Source organism: Acetatifactor muris (assembly GCF_024623325.1).
GTDB lineage: Bacteria > Bacillota > Clostridia > Lachnospirales > Lachnospiraceae > Acetatifactor > Acetatifactor muris.
On sequence record NZ_JANJZD010000004.1, the window covers coordinates 165,580 to 183,231 of the forward strand.

11 protein-coding genes are annotated in these 17,652 nt (G+C 50.6%); all 11 read left to right on the plus strand.

Annotated features, from left to right (window positions below):
* Window positions 1–206 precede the first annotated feature (206 nt).
* The 11 genes from NSB25_RS05325 (at window position 207) to NSB25_RS05375 (ending at window position 17,649) form a co-directional block, all read left to right on the plus strand.
* Window positions 207–1,622, plus strand: coding sequence for a phosphoglucomutase/phosphomannomutase family protein (locus tag NSB25_RS05325; protein WP_103238386.1), 1,416 nt, complete (start codon window positions 207–209; stop codon window positions 1,620–1,622).
* Between the two features lie 184 nt (window positions 1,623–1,806).
* On the plus strand, window positions 1,807–4,296 hold the full coding sequence (locus tag NSB25_RS05330) for a Tex family protein (RefSeq protein ID WP_103238387.1): 2,490 nt from the start codon (window positions 1,807–1,809) through the stop codon (window positions 4,294–4,296).
* Window positions 4,297–4,715: 419 nt separating this feature from the next.
* Window positions 4,716–5,354 carry a MarR family winged helix-turn-helix transcriptional regulator gene (locus tag NSB25_RS05335; protein ID WP_146039979.1) on the plus strand — a complete coding sequence of 213 codons (639 nt, stop codon included), beginning with the start codon at window positions 4,716–4,718 and terminating at the stop codon, window positions 5,352–5,354.
* Window positions 5,355–5,396: 42 nt separating this feature from the next.
* The gene (locus NSB25_RS05340) at window positions 5,397–7,133 is read left to right on the plus strand and encodes an ABC transporter ATP-binding protein (protein WP_103238389.1); all 1,737 of its coding nucleotides are present in this window, start codon (window positions 5,397–5,399) and stop codon (window positions 7,131–7,133) included.
* 341 nt (window positions 7,134–7,474) lie between these two features.
* Window positions 7,475–9,427, plus strand: a complete 1,953-nt coding sequence (locus NSB25_RS05345) for an ABC transporter ATP-binding protein (RefSeq protein ID WP_103238390.1) — start codon at window positions 7,475–7,477, stop codon at window positions 9,425–9,427.
* A 274-nt stretch (window positions 9,428–9,701) separates the two neighbouring features.
* The gene (locus NSB25_RS05350) at window positions 9,702–11,228 is read left to right on the plus strand and encodes a carboxylesterase/lipase family protein (protein ID WP_103238391.1); all 1,527 of its coding nucleotides are present in this window, start codon (window positions 9,702–9,704) and stop codon (window positions 11,226–11,228) included.
* On the plus strand, window positions 11,225–12,994 hold the full coding sequence (locus NSB25_RS05355; RefSeq protein ID WP_103238392.1) for a sensor histidine kinase: 1,770 nt from the start codon (window positions 11,225–11,227) through the stop codon (window positions 12,992–12,994). Before NSB25_RS05350 ends, NSB25_RS05355 begins: the two co-directional genes overlap by 4 nt.
* Window positions 12,995–13,197: 203 nt before the next feature.
* Window positions 13,198–14,019 (plus strand): response regulator, encoded by an 822-nt coding sequence (locus NSB25_RS05360; RefSeq protein ID WP_103238393.1) that lies wholly within the window; start codon window positions 13,198–13,200, stop codon window positions 14,017–14,019.
* A 19-nt stretch (window positions 14,020–14,038) separates the two neighbouring features.
* Window positions 14,039–14,716: a helix-turn-helix transcriptional regulator gene (locus tag NSB25_RS05365; RefSeq protein ID WP_103238394.1), complete on the plus strand. Its 678-nt coding sequence runs from the start codon at window positions 14,039–14,041 to the stop codon at window positions 14,714–14,716.
* Between the two features lie 167 nt (window positions 14,717–14,883).
* On the plus strand, window positions 14,884–16,665 hold the full coding sequence (locus NSB25_RS05370; protein WP_103238395.1) for an extracellular solute-binding protein: 1,782 nt from the start codon (window positions 14,884–14,886) through the stop codon (window positions 16,663–16,665).
* A 63-nt stretch (window positions 16,666–16,728) separates the two neighbouring features.
* The gene (locus tag NSB25_RS05375) at window positions 16,729–17,649 is read left to right on the plus strand and encodes an ABC transporter permease (protein WP_103238396.1); all 921 of its coding nucleotides are present in this window, start codon (window positions 16,729–16,731) and stop codon (window positions 17,647–17,649) included.
* The last annotated feature ends 3 nt before the right edge of the window (window positions 17,650–17,652 follow it).

A 17,652-nucleotide genomic window follows, 5' to 3' on the forward strand; every position in this document is an offset into this window, starting at 1 on the left:
CATTATAACAAGAACAGGAGATATTTTCCACTGTTTTTTGAAAAAGGACAGCTTTCGTTTTTTGGAATATCCGGGAAAATGGGTGAAGATACGGCAAAAGGAGGGGATCACCTTAAGGCTTGACATACCTGTATATGGGCTGTATCATGGAAACGGAAGCATATGAAACATGTACACGAGAGCAGGAATAGTAGGGAGGTATCCTCATGATCCAATTTGGAACCGGCGGCTGGAGAGCTGTCATCGGAGACGGATTCACGAAACAGAACATTCAAATCCTGGCCAGAGCCCTGTGTGGAAAAATGAAGGATGAGGGCGTGGAAGAGCGGGGAATCGTTATGGGGTATGACAGGCGTTTCCTGTCAAAGGAGGCCATGCAGTGGGCGGCCTGTGTTTTTGCGGCGGAAGGGGTGCGCTCCTATCTGATCAATAAATCCTGCCCCACGCCTTTGGTTATGTACTATGTAGAAAAGCGGGGGTTTTCGTATGGAATGATGATAACAGCCAGTCACAATCCGGCGATTTACAACGGGATTAAGGTGTTTACTGCAGGAGGCAGAGATGCAGATGAAAGCCAGACCAGACAGATCGAGGACTATGCCGCCGGGGTGGAGCTTCCTGTGAAGGAGCTGGAATATAATAAGGCAAAGGAACAAGGGCTGATCCGTGAAATTTATCCCCTGAATGAGTATCTGGATGATCTGATGGGAACCATCAATATGGAGGTGATCCGGAGCAGCGGTCTCAGGATAGTGCTGGATCCCATGTACGGGGTTTCCGAAACTTCTCTGCGCACAATTCTCCAGACAGCCCGCTGTGAGGTGGAAGTGATCCATGACAGGCATGATACACTGTTTGGAGGCCGTCTGCCGGCGCCGTCTGCGGCTACGCTGCGTATGCTCCAGACCTGTGTGACGGACGGGCATTATGATATCGGCATCGCCACGGACGGAGATGCGGACAGGCTGGGGATTATTGATGATACAGGACGTTTTCTCCATCCCAATGAGATCCTGGTGCTTTTGTATTATTATCTGAAAAAGTATAAAAACTGGCAGGGGCCGGCAGTCCGCAATATCTGTACCACCCATGTGCTGGATCAGGTGGCGGAGGCCTTCGGCGAGAAATGCTATGAGGTTCCGGTTGGCTTTAAATATATTTCTGCAAAGATGAATGAAACCGACGCGGTCATCGGCGGAGAGTCCTCCGGCGGTCTCACCGTGAGAGGGCATATCAAGGGGAAGGACGGCATTTATGCAGCTATGCTGCTGGTGGAAATGATCGCCGTGTCCGGAAAAAAGCTTTCCCGAATCATTGCCGACGTGGAAGAGGAGTACGGCCTGATTGATATGGAGGAGAGAGATTATCGCTTCGATCAGGAAAAGAAGCAGGAGATTCTTCATATTCTGCTGGAAGAGAAAAAGCTTCCGGAGCTTCCTTTTGAGATTGACAGGGTCAGCTATCTGGACGGATCCAAGGTGTACTTTACAAACGGCGGCTGGGTTATTGCCCGGTTTTCCGGTACGGAGCCCCTGCTTCGAATTTTCTGCGAGATGCCCAGATCCCGGGATGCGGTCAATATATGTGAGATTTATGAGCGTTTTCTGGGATTAAGCAGATGAGCTGATTTTTAAGTGTCGTAACAGTTCAGACAGGGCACTGAACTGTTACTGAGTGTCAAAACAGTGAAAAGGATTAAGTTGCAGTTTCCGTATTTTTCCGGTATAATCAATACTGCCGGCGCAACAGTCCGACAGATTGCGGACTGTTGTCCAGGCAATGCAATGAGAAAGGCAAGGTTATACAATGGATATTTATCTGACAATCAAAGAGGAACTGAAAGTAGAAAAGTGGCAGGTGGAAGCGGCCGTTAAATTGATTGACGAGGGCTGCACCATCCCCTTTATTTCCCGATACAGAAAGGAAGCAACAGGCTCTCTGAACGACGAGCAGCTCAGGGACCTTCACGAGAGGCTGATTTATCTGCGGAATCTGGAAGAGAAGAAGACACAGGTACTGAACAGCATTGAGGAACAGGGAAAACTGACTGACGAACTGAAGGATAAGATTCTTGCCGCCCAGACATTGGTGGTGGTGGAGGACCTGTATCGGCCTTATCGCCCCAAGAGGAAGACCAGAGCCAGTGTGGCCCGGGAGAAGGGACTGGAAGGACTGGCCAGGTATATTCTGGAGCAGGAGGCCCGGACACCTGTGGAGGAAGAGGCTGCAAAGTACGTGACTGACAGCGATACGGAGGCGGAGAAGCAGGTGAAGACGCCCCGGGAAGCACTGCAGGGGGCAAAGGATATCATTGCGGAGGATACTTCTGACAACGCGGATTATCGAAGCTATATACGCGAAATTACAGTGGAAGAAGGCACTGTCACCAGCGAGGCCAAGGATGAGAAGGCCCAAAGCGTATATGAGATGTACTATCATTACGAAGAACCGGTGAAGAAAATGGCAGGACACCGAATCCTGGCGCTGAACAGAGGAGAGGCGGAGAAGATTCTGACTGTAAAGGTCAATGCGCCGGCAGAGCGGATTCTGCGCTATCTGGAGAAGAAAACCATCACTTCGGAGAACCCTTACACCACGCCGCTGCTGAAGGAAGCGCTGGAGGACAGTTATGAGCGGCTCATAGCCCCGGCCATAGAGAGAGAAATCCGAAACGAACTGACAGAGAAGGCGGAGGATGGCGCCATTGCCGTATTCGGCAAGAATCTGGAACAGCTTCTGCTGCAGCCGCCCATTGCGGGGAAGGTGGTTCTGGGCTGGGATCCAGCATTTCGTACGGGCTGTAAGCTGGCTGTGGTGGATTCCACGGGAAAGGTCCTTGACACGAAGGTTATTTACCCCACCCAGCCTCAGAATAAGGTAGAGGAAGCAAAGCGTGAACTGAAGAATTTGTTTCAGAAATATCATGTGGATTTGATTGCGCTGGGCAACGGCACTGCTTCCCGGGAGTCCGAGCAGATTATTGTGGATCTGCTGAAGGAGCTGAACAGTCCGATTCAATATGTCATTGTCAGTGAGGCGGGAGCCAGCGTGTATTCCGCCAGCAAGCTGGCCACGGAAGAATTTCCGAATTTTGATGTGGGGCAGAGAAGCGCTGCTTCCATCGCCAGAAGATTGCAGGACCCTCTGGCGGAACTGGTGAAAATTGAGCCCAAAGCCATTGGTGTGGGACAGTATCAGCATGACATGAATCAGAAGAAGCTGGGAGAAGCGCTGAGCGGCGTGGTGGAGGACAGTGTGAACAAGGTGGGCGTGGACCTGAATACCGCGTCGGCCTCTCTTCTGGAATACATATCCGGAATCAACAAAACCATTGCCAGGAATATTGTGGATTACCGTGAGACAAATGGCCGTTTTTCCAACAGAAAGCAACTGCTGAAGGTGGCAAAGCTGGGACCGAAAGCATTTGAACAGTGTGCGGGATTTATGCGGATACAGGATGGGGACAATCCGCTGGATGCCACCAGTGTCCATCCGGAGTCCTATGAGGCGGCCATGAAGCTGCTGGACAGACTGGGACTTACTATGGAGGATGTCAGAAAAGCGCAGAAGAACGCCGCGTTAAAGCGTGCTGCTCAGAAACAGGATACTTCCGTGAAGGCGGCGGGAAAAAGCGGAGAAAAGGCAGGGGAGCTGAAGAACACAGGATCTGCAGCCGCAATGTCGAAGAGACAGCAGAAGTCCATCCGTGTATCCAATACCAATACCGCCATGGGCAGGGCGCTGGCGGCCGCCATGGGCGGCATGAATATGGAAAGCGCAGGAAAAGCCGATGATGCGGCGGTGCGAAAGGCGGAAACCATGCCTCAGGCTCAGACCGGCTCCGACAATGGCGGCAGGAATGCTGTGAGTGACGGGGCCTTGTCCGGACTGGAGAAACGGATCAGAGATAAGAAAAAACTGGCCGAAGAGCTGGGAATCGGAGAGATTACACTCACGGATATCCTGAAAGAGCTGGAGAAACCGGCCAGAGATCCCAGAGACGATATGCCCAGGCCCATCCTGCGCAGCGATGTGCTGGAAATGAAGGACCTGAAACCCGGCATGATTCTGAAAGGGACTGTCCGCAATATCACGGATTTCGGTGCTTTTGTGGATATCGGTGTTCATCAGGACGGCCTGGTGCACATCTCAGAGATCACGGACCGGTTCATTAAGCATCCGCTGGATGTACTCAGTGTAGGGGATATCGTGGAGGTGCAGGTGATGGCAGTGGACACGGCGAAGAAGCGCATTGGCCTCACCATGAAGCTGCATAAAGACAGGAAGTCGGATTGAGTCCCGCTTTTTACGGTAAATGGAAATCTGTGAAATGCCGCAAAGAAAGGAATATGCTTTGCGGCATTTTTGTCGTATAATAGGTTTTTACAGCAGAATTCCGCAGAAAATACCAGTACAGTCAGCTGAAAGCATATTCAGGTACCGGAGCAGGGCTGTCAGGGGCAGATGACTGTTGAATTATAGTAAAATACAATTAAAGCAGATTTTCTCAGCATTCAACATCTGAATATCAAAAAAAGGTTGACAAAAACAAAAGATGTTAGTACACTAACAATGTAGTTAGTGTGCTAACATCTTTGCTTATAAGCGTGTATTTCAGTATTTGCGGCCAATTACCTGTGATCAGATATCTGCAGCCATAGAGTTTGGGCAGGGCAGGATTGCGCCGCCTGAGACTGGATACAGGGAAGGAATTTATGGAACGGGAAATGAGAATTGCTTTTGTATTGCGGGAGATTCACAATCTGTGCAAGCTGGCCATACATAAGGGATCGCCCAGGTTTGAGAAGGGACCGAAGAGTCAGCTGCAGGGAGGGATTCTGGGGTATCTGTATCATCATACGGGGGGGCCTGTATATCAGAAGGATCTGGAAAAGGAGTTCCGGATATCACGGGCCACGGCCACCAATACGCTGCAGGTGATGGAACGGGAAGGATTGATTGTGCGCAGGGCGCTGGATAAGGACGCCAGATTGAAGCGGATTCAGATGACAGAGGAGGCCTATCAGAATCATTGTCAGATAGAGGACTATATGAATATGATGGATAGACGTATGCTGGAAGGTATGTCGAAAGACGAGACGGCGGAGCTGCGCAGGCTGCTGGGAATTGTGATGCGGAATCTGGAGGCACTTACGGAGGAGTTCGGCAGGTATAGCGGGGAGGACAGCGAAAACGGGAGAAAGAGCCCGGTTGCGGATGCCGGAGGCTGTGGAAACGACGAGGAGCCCGGAGGAATGCGGCCGGAGAAAGACGGAATGAAAGAAGTTCGCGGAGCTCCCATGCCAATGATGCGGAATCCTTCCGGAGAAAATGACACAGGTCAGAAAAACTGACACCATAAAATTGACATAACAGGGAAAGGCAGGAGAGGAAATATGCTGAAAACACTTGGAGCCCAGATTAAGGAATTCAAGAGAGACTCCATTCTGACCCCGGTCTTTATGATCGGGGAAGTAATTATGGAAACCATTATTCCGCTGCTTATGGCGTCTATCATTGATAACGGCGTAACTGCGGGCAACATGAACCACATTTATCTGATTGGCGCCCTGATGGTGGGAACGGCGGTGCTGAGTCTCGCATTTGGTATCCTGGGAGGACAGTTCGGATCCCGGGCCTCCACCGGTTTTGCCAGAAATCTGAGAAAGGCCATGTATGAAAACATTCAGACGTTCAGCTTTTCCAATATTGACAAGTTCAGTACCTCGGGACTGGTGACCAGGCTGACCACAGATGTGACGAACATGCAGAATGCATATCAGATGATTCTGCGTATGTGCATGAGAGCGCCGGCCAGTCTGATCTGTGCCATGGGCATGTCCTTTATTATCAGCCCCCGCCTTGCCAGCGTATATCTGGTGGCGGTACTGCTGCTGGCGGTTGTGCTGGGACTGATTGTGACACAGGCAACAAAGCATTTTACACAGGCATTTCCGAAGTACGATGCCCTGAATGAAAGTGTACAGGAGAACGTATCGGCAATCCGGGTGGTGAAGGCTTACGTGAGAGAAGAGTATGAGGTGGAGAAATTCAGGAAGGCCAGCGGCAATCTCTATAAAATATTCTGCAAGGCGGAGAGCATTGTTATCTGGAATAATCCGGTGATGAATTTTACCGTGTATGCCTGTATCCTGACCATCAGCTGGCTGGGAGCCCACATGATTGTACAGGATACGCTGACTACAGGGCAGCTGATGAATATGCTGACTTACTGTATGAACATACTGATGAGCCTGATGATGCTGTCCATGATTTTCGTCATGATAACCATGTCGCTGGCCAGCGCCAGGCGTATCTGCGAGGTGCTGGAGGAGAAGGCTGACCTTGGCAATCCGGAAGACCCGGTGAAGGAAGTCAGGGACGGAAGCATTACTTTTGATCATGTTTCCTTCAGCTACAAAAAGGAAGCCTCGGACCCGGTTCTGAAGGATATCAATCTGGAGATCAAATCAGGCGAGACTGTCGGCATTATCGGCGGCACCGGAAGTGCCAAGTCCAGTCTGGTGAATCTGGTGAGCAGGCTGTATGACGTGACGGAAGGGAAGCTGTCAGTAGGCGGCGTGAATGTGAAGGACTATGACACGGAAAGCCTGCGGAACCAGGTGGCGGTGGTGCTTCAGAATAATGTGCTTTTCTCCGGAACGATTCTGGAGAACCTGCGCTGGGGAGACAGGGATGCCACGGAGGAAGAATGCAGACATGCCTGCGAGATGGCCTGTGCCGACGAATTTATTCAGAGGATGCCGAAGGGGTATAACACATACATAGAGCAGGGCGGTACCAATGTGTCCGGGGGACAGAAGCAGAGACTGTGTATTGCCAGGGCGCTTCTGAAGAAGCCCAAAGTATTGATACTGGATGATTCCACCAGTGCGGTGGACACAGCCACGGATGCGAAAATCAGGAAGGCTTTTGCCGAGGTCATTCCCGGCACCACAAAGTTAATTATCGCTCAGAGAATTTCCAGCGTGGAGCATGCCGACAGAATCATCGTCATGAACGAGGGACAGGTGGATGGTTTCGGCACCCATGAGGAACTGCTGGAAAACAATGAGATTTATCGTGAAGTCTATGAAGCACAGACCAGCGGCAGCGGTGACTTTGACGAGTAGGCAACAGATGCGGAACTATACACTTTAGAGCCGTCGCACAGCGACTTAAAACAGCATCAGCCCAACCAGTGCCCCAGAGAAATTACGGACGCAAGGATTTGCGGCCGGAAATTCTCTGCCAATGATCTGGGCACAGGATGGGCAGATGCGGAACTAAAATAAGTAGACAACAGATGCGGAACTATACACTTTAGAGCCGTCGCACAGCGATTTAAAACAGCATCAGCCGATCCAGTGCCCCAGAGAAATTACGGACGCAAGGATTTGCGGCCGGAAATTCTCTGCCGGGGATCCGGGTACAGGATGGGCTGATGCGGAACTAAAATAGGAGGTATATAACAATGGCTGAAGAGAGAAACAGCAGAACAGATAGAGGTCCCGGCCCGGGGCATGGGCCGGGCGGACCCAGAGGCCGGGGACCCAGGCCTAAAGTAGAGAATCCCGGTAAGATATTCAAACGGATTATGCGCTATACCCTGAAAGATTACGCCCTGGGCTGGGTGGTGGTGGTGATCTGCATTTTTGCGGCCGTATACAGCAGGCTTCAGGGAACCATGTTCATGCGGACACTGATTGATGACTATATTCTGCCCCTGATTGGACGTGAGAATCCGGAGTTTGACGCTCTGAAAGCAGCAATTCTGCGCGTGGCCGTATTCTATGGCATAGGGGTGGCGGCCGCCTATATTCAGGCCAGGGTCCTGATTAATATAGGGCAGGGAACCCTGAGAAACATCAGAAATGATCTGTTTGAGAAGATGGAGGCTCTTCCCATCAAATATTTTGACACCCATGCCCACGGTGATATCATGTCCATCTACACCAACGACGTGGATACGCTGCGGCAGATGGTCAGCGAGAGTATTCCGCAGATGTTCAACAGTGTCATCACAGTGGTGAGTGTCTTCGGCTGTATGCTGGTTCTGGATATTCCGCTGACCATAGTGACACTTCTGATGGTAGGGCTGATGCTTTTTTCCACGAAGAAAATCGGAGCCCAGAGCAGCCGTTATTTTAAGGCACAGCAGAAGGCCATCGGGGCGCTGAACGGCTGTGTGGAGGAGACTATGACAGGGCAGAAGGTGGTAAAGGTATTCTGTCATGAACAGGAGAGTATGGACCAGTTCAACGCCCTGAACGATCAGCTTTTTGAAAGCGCCTATCAGGCCAACCGTTTTGCCAATATTATGATGCCGGTCAATGCGCAGCTGGGGAATCTGAGCTATGTGGTCTGTGCCGTGGTAGGCGGTGTGCTTACCATTACCGGCATATCCGGCCTGACGCTGGGCGGACTGGCCAGCTTCCTGAACTTTAACAAATCCTTCAACATGCCCATCAACCAGGTGAGCATGCAGTTTAACAGCATCATTATGGCATTGGCAGGCGCGGACAGAGTGTTTAAGCTTATGGATGAGAAGCCAGAGGTGGATGAGGGCTATGTGGAGCTGGTGAACGCTGTGAGAAAGTCGGATGGAGAGCTGGCGGAAAGCAGAGAGAGAACAGGACTCTGGGCGTGGAAGCATTATCACAAAGCGGATGACACGACTACATATGTGGAGCTGACAGGGGATGTGGTGTTCGATCAGGTGGACTTCGGTTACAATGACGACAAGATGATTCTCCATGATATCGTGCTCCACGCGGAGCCCGGGCAGAAGATTGCTTTTGTGGGTGCCACAGGTGCGGGGAAGACTACCATCACCAACCTGATTAACAGATTCTATGATATTCAGGATGGGAAGATACGATATGATGCCATTAATGTAAATAAAATCAAAAAGGCGGATCTGCGGCGCTCCCTGGGCATTGTGCTTCAGGACACGCATCTGTTCACGGGAACGGTTATGGAGAATATCCGCTACGGCAAGATGGATGCCACAGATGCGGAGGTGAAGAAGGCGGCGGTGCTGGCCAACGCTCACGGCTTTATCCGGCGTCTTCCGGAGGGTTATGATACCATGCTTTACGGGGATGGGGCGAACTTAAGCCAGGGACAGCGGCAGCTGCTGGCCATTGCCAGAGCGGCTATTGCAGACCCGCCGGTACTGATTCTGGATGAAGCCACCAGCTCCATCGACACCAGAACGGAGAAGCTGGTGCAGCAGGGCATGGACGCGCTGATGAAGGGACGTACTAATTTCGTCATTGCCCACAGGCTTTCCACTGTCAGGAACAGCGACTGTATCATTGTGCTGGAGCAGGGCCGCATTATTGAGCGGGGTACTCACGATGAACTGATTGAGCAGAAGGGAAAATATTATCAGCTTTACACAGGCAATGCAGTTGCGGTATAATATGCACATACTCATGGCAGAGAACGGACGAATGGCCATCCATAGCATGTGCGGGCTGTGCACATACTATAATAAACGCAAAGGGCCGGGTTTCCTGCCGGGCATGGAGCCGGTCCTTTTACAGAATGAATGCTATGACGATTGAGCAACATGCAGTGCAGCAGAAAAGAAAGTTATGTACCGGAGAAAGCTGTGGCTCAGAACAGATGTGCAGAGAATATAGCAACATCAGAAAATAACAGCGAAAAGCTAAGAGAAAGAGAGGGTGTTACATATGCTCAGGAAAGTGAAGACGGAAAACGGCTGGGTCAGAGGCATAGAGGCAGCGGATCCCAGAATTACGGCATTTAAAGGGATTCCCTTTGCGGCTCCGCCCACGGGGGAGAACAGATGGCGTGCGCCGCAGCCGGCGGCAGACTGGGAGGGCGTCAGGGAGGCATACCGTTTTGCTCCTATTGCGGTACAGGACACCCCGGGGCTGGGGGACGATATCTACTGCCGCGAATGGCATGTGGACCCGGAGATTGCCATGGGGGAAGACTGCCTGTATCTGAACGTGTGGACAAGTGCGAAGCAGCCGGAGGAGAAGCAGCCAGTGCTGGTGTGGTTCTATGGCGGCGCTCTCCAGTGGGGGTATCCTGCGGAGATGGAATTCGACGGAGAACGGCTTGCGCGGAGAGGCGTAATTGTGGTAACCGTCAATTACCGGATTAACGTGTTCGGATTCCTGTCACATCCCCAGCTGACCAGGGAACAGCCGGATGCCCCGGCCAATTTCGGCAGTCTGGACCAGCAGGCCGGCATTAAGTGGGTAATACGCAATATTGCGGCCTTCGGGGGAGATCCGGAGAATATCACCATTGCGGGACAGTCCGCGGGAGGCGGAAGTGTCTTAAGCCAGATGGCATGTCCCGGCAATAAGGGCCTGTTCCAGAAGGCCATGATTATGAGCGCCATGATCAGAAGTCCTTACAATGAAGGAAGAATGGGTAAGGCGCAGGATATGAAGGCAGCGGAGGAAAACGGCAGCAGATTTTTTGAATTTCTCGGGGTGGATTCTCTGGAGGAGGCAAGGAAGCTGGATGCCATATTTATCCGTGACAAATATGCCGAATATGCCAGGACCTGTCCGAGAATGGGCGTGGTGGCAGACCAGCAGTTCTGTATGGGAGATCCCCTGAGACTGTTCATGGAAGGAAAATGTGTGCCGGTTACCGTTATGGCCGGCAACACTGCGGATGAATTCCCCAATTTTCTGACCGCGTCTTCGGAAGAAGAGCTGACAGAGAAGGCAAAAGCCTGCTTCGGAGACAGGGCGGATGAGTTTCTGGCTTTCCCGGAAGCCAGGCAGCAGGATGGCCAGGGACATTATGCCCGGATAAGCGGCATAGAATGTACGGCAAAGAGCCTGTTCCGTTACCGTGAGAATGACGGAAAGGACTGCTATTACTACTGCTTTACACCTGATATTCCAGGATGGGATAACCCGGGCACATTCCACTCCGTGGATCTGTGGTTTTTCTTTGAGACACTGGCAAAATGCTGGAGGCCGTTTGTGGGAAGGCATTATGACCTGGCCAGACAGATGTGTAATTACTGGGCTAATTTTATCAAAACGGGGAATCCCAACGGTGCGGATGCGGACGGAACACCCATGCCGGAGTGGCGGCCTTATAATGAGGAGGAACCCTGCGCCATGAAATTTACCGCAGGCGGCCCTGTGGCCCTGAAGTCCGAAGAGACACCGTTTAAAGCGTTCCTGATGGAATTCGTCAGAGACAGCATTTCCGTTTCCAAATGATCAGGCGCTATACCTTTCTACAGAAAATATTGATTCTGTTTCTGGGTGGTGTAATGATTCCCATGCTGATTCTGAATGTGGTGTATTATCGGCAGACAGAAGTCAATATACAGGAAGAAATGCTGGAAAAAATCAACGAAGCCCTGGACGATAAAGCAGAAAAAATAGCAGGTGCGTTGTCCGGGGTACTGTCACTGGCAGGCAATTATTACAATAATGAAATGTTGTACCGATATCTGGACTTAGAATATGGCGGAGATTTGGAATATCTGATTCAGTATCAGGAAGAATTGCGCAGAATCTTTACGGACAGCAGTATCTATCTGTATCAGGTGAAGAATGTTATGGCCTACACAGACAATAATACTTTGTTCAACAGTTCGTTTATCAGGAAAATAACGAACCCGGAGGACGGGACATTGGGGGAGAATCTTTCTTACCTCAATGTCCTGCCTATGGGCACGGATGGCAATGCCTGGTTTCGGGTCGCCCATGAAGATGTGAGATTTCAGAAGGTCTATGACAGCAGGAGTATCAGCATTCTTTACCATTTGAATCATTACAGACAATATTCCGAATACCGGAAGCTGCTGCGGATTAACCTTGACCTGGAACGTATGGAAGAAATCCTGCTGGAGAGCAATCTGTTTGACAATATGCTGCTTACCGACAGTAACGGGAGAGTGTTCGCAGCTGCGAAGCAGTACAGTAATAAAGGAGAAATGGAGATTTTTGCCGCCGCTGAAGAAGAAAAGGACGGCAGAATGGTTCTGCGCAGGAAGATTCAGGACTTTCCTGTAATATTGTATGGGATTTATGATACGAAAATGATTTCTGAAGAATTCAGACAGAGCAGGCGGCTTTCCGGGAGTATTTCCCTGGTGTGTATGTTGTTTGCTCTTGTTTGCGTGTGCGCGGTGGCGGGGAGCATTAACAGGAGACTGCGCAGACTGGTGGCGCAGTCAGAAGAAATTGCCAGGGGAAATTTTGTCCGAACCGAACTGGCGGAGGCAGGCAGGGATGAATTTACGATTCTGGAGAAAAGTCTGAATCACATGAGCGCACAGCTGCAGGAGCTGATTGAGAAGGAATATGAAGCCCGGATTTCTCAGGCGGAGCTGGAAAAAGAGACAAATCAGGCGAAGCTGCTGGCACTTCAGGCCCAGGTAAATCCGCATTTTATGTTCAATGCCCTGGAGAGTATCCGGCTGAAGGCAATGATCAAGGGTGAGCGGGAGACGGCGGGCATGATTAAGTACATGGCGAAAATGTTCCGGAATATTCTGGACTGGCAGGATAATATCATAACCATCAAAGAGGAGATCGGATTTCTGGACGAATTTTTCCATATTCAAAATTATCGGTTCGAGGATGAATTTTCCTATGAAATCAATGTGACTGATCAGGCATATGAATGCCTGATTCCTAAAATGACGCTGCAGCCGCTGGCAGAAAATGCCTGTGTTCATGGGGTGGAAGCGGTCTCGTCAAACAGAAGAGTGCGGGTGGAGGCTTCCGTGGAGAAAGAGTGGCTGAAGCTGCGGGTGGAAGACAATGGCGGGGGCATGTCCCCGGAAAAGCTTAGAGAACTGAAAGCAATGCTCAAGGGAGAAGCGGAGGCGGGGAAAAGCGTGGGTTTGTGGAATATTTACCGCCGCCTGGTTCTGTATTACCAGGAGAATTTCCGTTTTGATATTGACAGCGTTGTCGGGGAAGGAACGACCTGTACCATCCGGATACCGGTGAAATATGCGAACAGTGACTAAAACCATAAATTTACGATATGCAATTGTCATGTGCGGCAATTTGGGCCGATCGCGCAGCGACTATAATCAGTCTCGAAACGCACCATGCCCGGGAGAATTTTCAGATGTCTATTATACAGCTGAAAATTACTCCCCTGAAGGGCATGGAAGAGAAGAGACGGGACTGGAGTGCAGTTACGGAACTGGAATAGGAGAATTTTGCTATGTTTCCTCTTATGATTGTAGATGACGAGAAGGCGATTCGGGAGTATCTGCCGGCGCTTATAGATTTTGAAGCCTATGGATTTAAAATATGTGCCACGGCAAGAAACGGACAGGATGCCCTGGAAAAATGGGCACATTGCCGGCCGAAGGTGATTTTCCTGGATGTGTGTATGCCGGTGATGGACGGGCTGGCCTTTCTGCAGGAGCTGAAAAAGCAGGATGAGGATATGCCCTATATTGTGATGCTGTCGGGATACAGTGACTTTGAATATGCCAGGACGGCAATCCGATACGGTGTCAGGGCCTATCTCACAAAGCCTGTGGAGGAGGAAGAGGTGTGCTCTATTTTGCAGGAGCTTGCCGCTGCCCTGAGGGAAAGGGGAAAGCAGACGAAAAAGGAGGATATCCGGGAGCAGGTGAGGGCTGTAATACAGCTGTATCACAGCGGTGACGGAGACCGGACGCCTTTTGAGGAATGCCGTATGATGCATTGTGTGGTGCTGAACGACAGCGGAGCGCAGGAGGAGGCTTACGGGGCGGTGAGGGAGATCATTGAAGAGAGACTGTACGGCGGAGAGAGCGCTTTCTGCAGGAGCCGCGGCAGTGTTCTGAGCTATCTGATTTCGCCGAAAGCGCTGGAGGAATATCAGCACAGCGTTACTTTGCTGGGACGGCATCTTCTGCACAATCTGAAAAAGGCAGGGATAGAATGTGCTTTGCTTTTTGACGAAAATCTGTTCAGAAAAGGAGAGGGCAGTTTCCGGAATGATTTCGACCTGCATCTGTATCAGATGATGACGGAAGTATTCTGGGGGGGGTAATTCTCTGCAGAGTAATCCGATGCCGGAGGCGGATACAGCGGACGGAAGGCTGGACAGGGAAGAAAAATATCTGGAACAGATAAAGCGGGCAATGACAGACCGAAATCACACCCTTCTCAGGGAGACATATGACAGTATGACGGAAGCGGTGAAGAACAGGAGGCTGAATCTGATTTTCCTGCAGGAGATCAGCTACAGAATTTACTATATGCTGATGGATTTAATCCCGGGAGACAGAGGGGAGGGCGTATGCCTGGAAGCCCTGGATTGGAGAAATCAGACCTGCTTCAACCGCTTTGAGGATTGGAGCAGACTGCTGTGGGAGCAGATTGAAGGGGTGTTTTCCCATGTGGAAGGGCAGGAGGAGCGAAACCAGGGAATCACGGTGAAGGTGATTGCCTATGCCAGACAGCATTTTCGGGAACCCATTACTTTAAAGGAGGTGGCAGAGCGCTTTTTCATAAGTTCTTCCTATCTGGGAAGAAGCTTTCAGAAAGCCACGGGAGTTCCGTTTAAGCAGTATGTAAATGAGCTGAGAATCGAGGAAGCCAAACGGCTGCTGCGGCAGACTGACAGGCTGATTTATGAGATTGCGGAGGAGACAGGATTTGCAGAGAGTAAATATTTTATAGCCAGATTTACGGCCATGGTGGGGATGTCTCCCATGGAATATCGGAAAATGTCGGAGAAGGGATAGAGCAATATCTGTCGAAAGAGCAATATCTGCGCAGTCACAGGTGTAAAAAATGGAATATCCGGGATAGTTTTGGGAATGAAAGAGTACCTTCCTTTTTGTACAATAAGGATATAAAAAGTAAGGATTGACGTTTTTATGTGTCAAATCCTGGAGAGGAAGGTAATTTTATGAAAATGAAAAAGTTGTGTGCAATGCTGCTGGCTTCCAGTATGATTCTGACTCTTGCGGCATGCGGTTCCGACAGAGGGACAGAACAATCCGGTCAGGACAGTTCCGCGCAGGAGTCTTCCGGCGGGCAGTCGCAGACACCGGAAAGTCCGGCGGAATCCGGCAGTGAGAGCGGAGCGGAGGACAGTCAGGGAGGGCAGACCGGCTTGGTTCCCATGGAGGACGCTGATGATCCCATCACCTATACGTTCTTTGTCCGTGACCCCGGTCAGGCACCTGCGGATGACAATCCTGTGATTCAGAAGATTACAGAGCTTACGGGTGTCACTCTTAAATTCGAATTCCTGGTTGGCGATCTGGACCAGAAGCTGGGTACCATGATTGCGGGCGGCGATTATCCGGATGTGATTTTTGCCGGTGATGCGGCTACCAAGCTGATGGACGCAGGCGCGTTTATTCCGCTGGAAGAGGAGATTCCGAAATATCCAAACCTGAACGCCATGTACGGAGATGTGCTGAAATATCTGACCCAGGCGGACGGACATGTGTATAATATGGAAATTTACGGAACATTCCTGAACGATGTGACGGAGGTGGCACCTCCCTTTGAGTGCGCTATTGGCTTCTACATTCAGAAGGCCGTGCTGGAGGAGGCAGGATATCCGGAGATTCACACGCTGGATGAGTATTTCCAGGTCATTGAAGATTATATGGAGAAGCATCCCGACATTGACGGTGTGAAGACCAGCGGCTTTGAGATTCTGGGAGATGGATGGCGTAACTGGGCCCTGCTGAATCCTGCACAGAACCTGCTGGGGGCAGGTAACGAGGGGGCAATTTTTGTAGATCAGCAGACCTTTGAGACCTCTTTCTATCAGATCAGCGATACTGCTCACGACTTTTACAAGAAACTGAACGAAGAATATCTGAAGGGTGTCATTGTGCCTGAGACGCTGACCCAGAGCTATGATGAATATATCTCCAAGATTACAACGGGCTCTGTACTGGGCTTCTATGACCAGAACTGGAACTTCGGAAGCGCACAGAATCTGCTGAAGGCGGACGGTAAATTTGAACGTACCTATGTATGCCTGCCGATTACAAATCCCGGCGTGAAGGACGGTTATCTGGATAAATCCAATGGAATCCCCACTGCCACCAACGGTGTGGGCATTACCATCAACTGTGAGAATCCGGAGCGTCTGCTGAGATTCTTTGACTGGATATGCCAGAGAGAAGTACAGGATTATCTCCAGTGGGGAGAGGAAGGTGTTGACTGGAACTATACAGAAGACGGCGGAAAGGTCCTGACGGCCGAGAGACGTGCCATCGTATATGACACCGCCAGAAATCGTGACGAAACCGGACATACCCTGTGGAATTACTGCCCGAAGTGGCAGGGGATCTATAAGGCGGACAATATGCCCTGCGGAGCAGGTGAGTCACCGGATGAATATCTGGCATCTCAGTCCGATTATGACAGACAGTTCCTGGAGGCGTATGGAATCAAATATCCTGCGGAACTATTCTCGGATCCCATTATACGTCCTCAGTATTATCCTGTGTGGGCCATGAATCTGGAGGACGGAAGTCCTGCGGCGGTTGCCAGCACGAAGATTACGGATGTGACCATGAAATGTTATCCCAGACTGATTCTGGCAAAGGATGAGGCGGAATACGAATCCCTGTGGGCGGATTTCCTGAAGGAGTTCAATGCCATCGATCTGGAAGCTTATCAGACGGAAGTGGACAGACAGATTGCGGAGAAGATGGGAAGATAAGTTCAGGATAATGGGAGGGCGTGAGTCCCTCCCATTGCCGGTTTTGGGAAGAGAGGTCGCGGGATGAGCAAATTTCAGAAAACATTGAAAAAAGCCGCAGGGCAGAAAATGCTGTATATCATGATTGTGCCCTGCATGATTTATACTTTTATTTTTTCTTATTATCCGCTGAGCGGATGGATTATGGCATTTCAGAATTATAAGCCTGCAAAAGGATATTTCAAGTCTCCTTTCGTGGGATTTGACCAGTTTATGTTCCTCTTTAAAGATGTGGAATTCTGGCGGAGTGTGCGCAATACACTGGCCATGTCTCTGATGAATCTGATATTCAGTTTTGTCTTTGCCATTGTGTTCGCACTTCTGCTCAATGAGATTAAGTCTCTGGGAATGAAGCGTATTACGCAGACTGTGTCATATCTGCCGCATTTCCTGAGCTGGATTATCGTCTGTTCACTGGTGTCCAACGCGCTGTCCACCAGTGACGGTATGCTGAACAATGCACTGATGGCTCTGGGTTTTATTGATAAGCCGGTTCTGTGGCTGGGTGACCAGAAGTATTTCTGGTGGGTGACCACTTTCTCCAGTGTATGGAAGGAGACAGGATGGAATTCTATCATTTATATAGCGGCCATCTCCGGTATCGATCAGGCCCTCTATGAGGCGGCGGAGCTGGACGGCGCCGGCCGTTTCCAGAAGATGTGGCATGTGACGCTGCCGGGAATCAAGTCCACCATTGTAGTGCTGCTGATTATGAATCTGGGCTGGGTGTTGAATGCCAGCTTCGAAGTTCCCTATATTCTGGGCAACGGTCTGCTGCAGGATGTGTCCCAGACCATTGACATTTTCGTTCTGAAATATGGTATGAGTATCGGCAACTATTCCCTGGCCACGGCGGCAGGTATCTTTAAATCCGTCATTTCCTTAGGCCTGGTGTTTGGAACCAATGCCATTGCCAATAAGCTGGGCGAAAACAGTCTGATGTGAGGA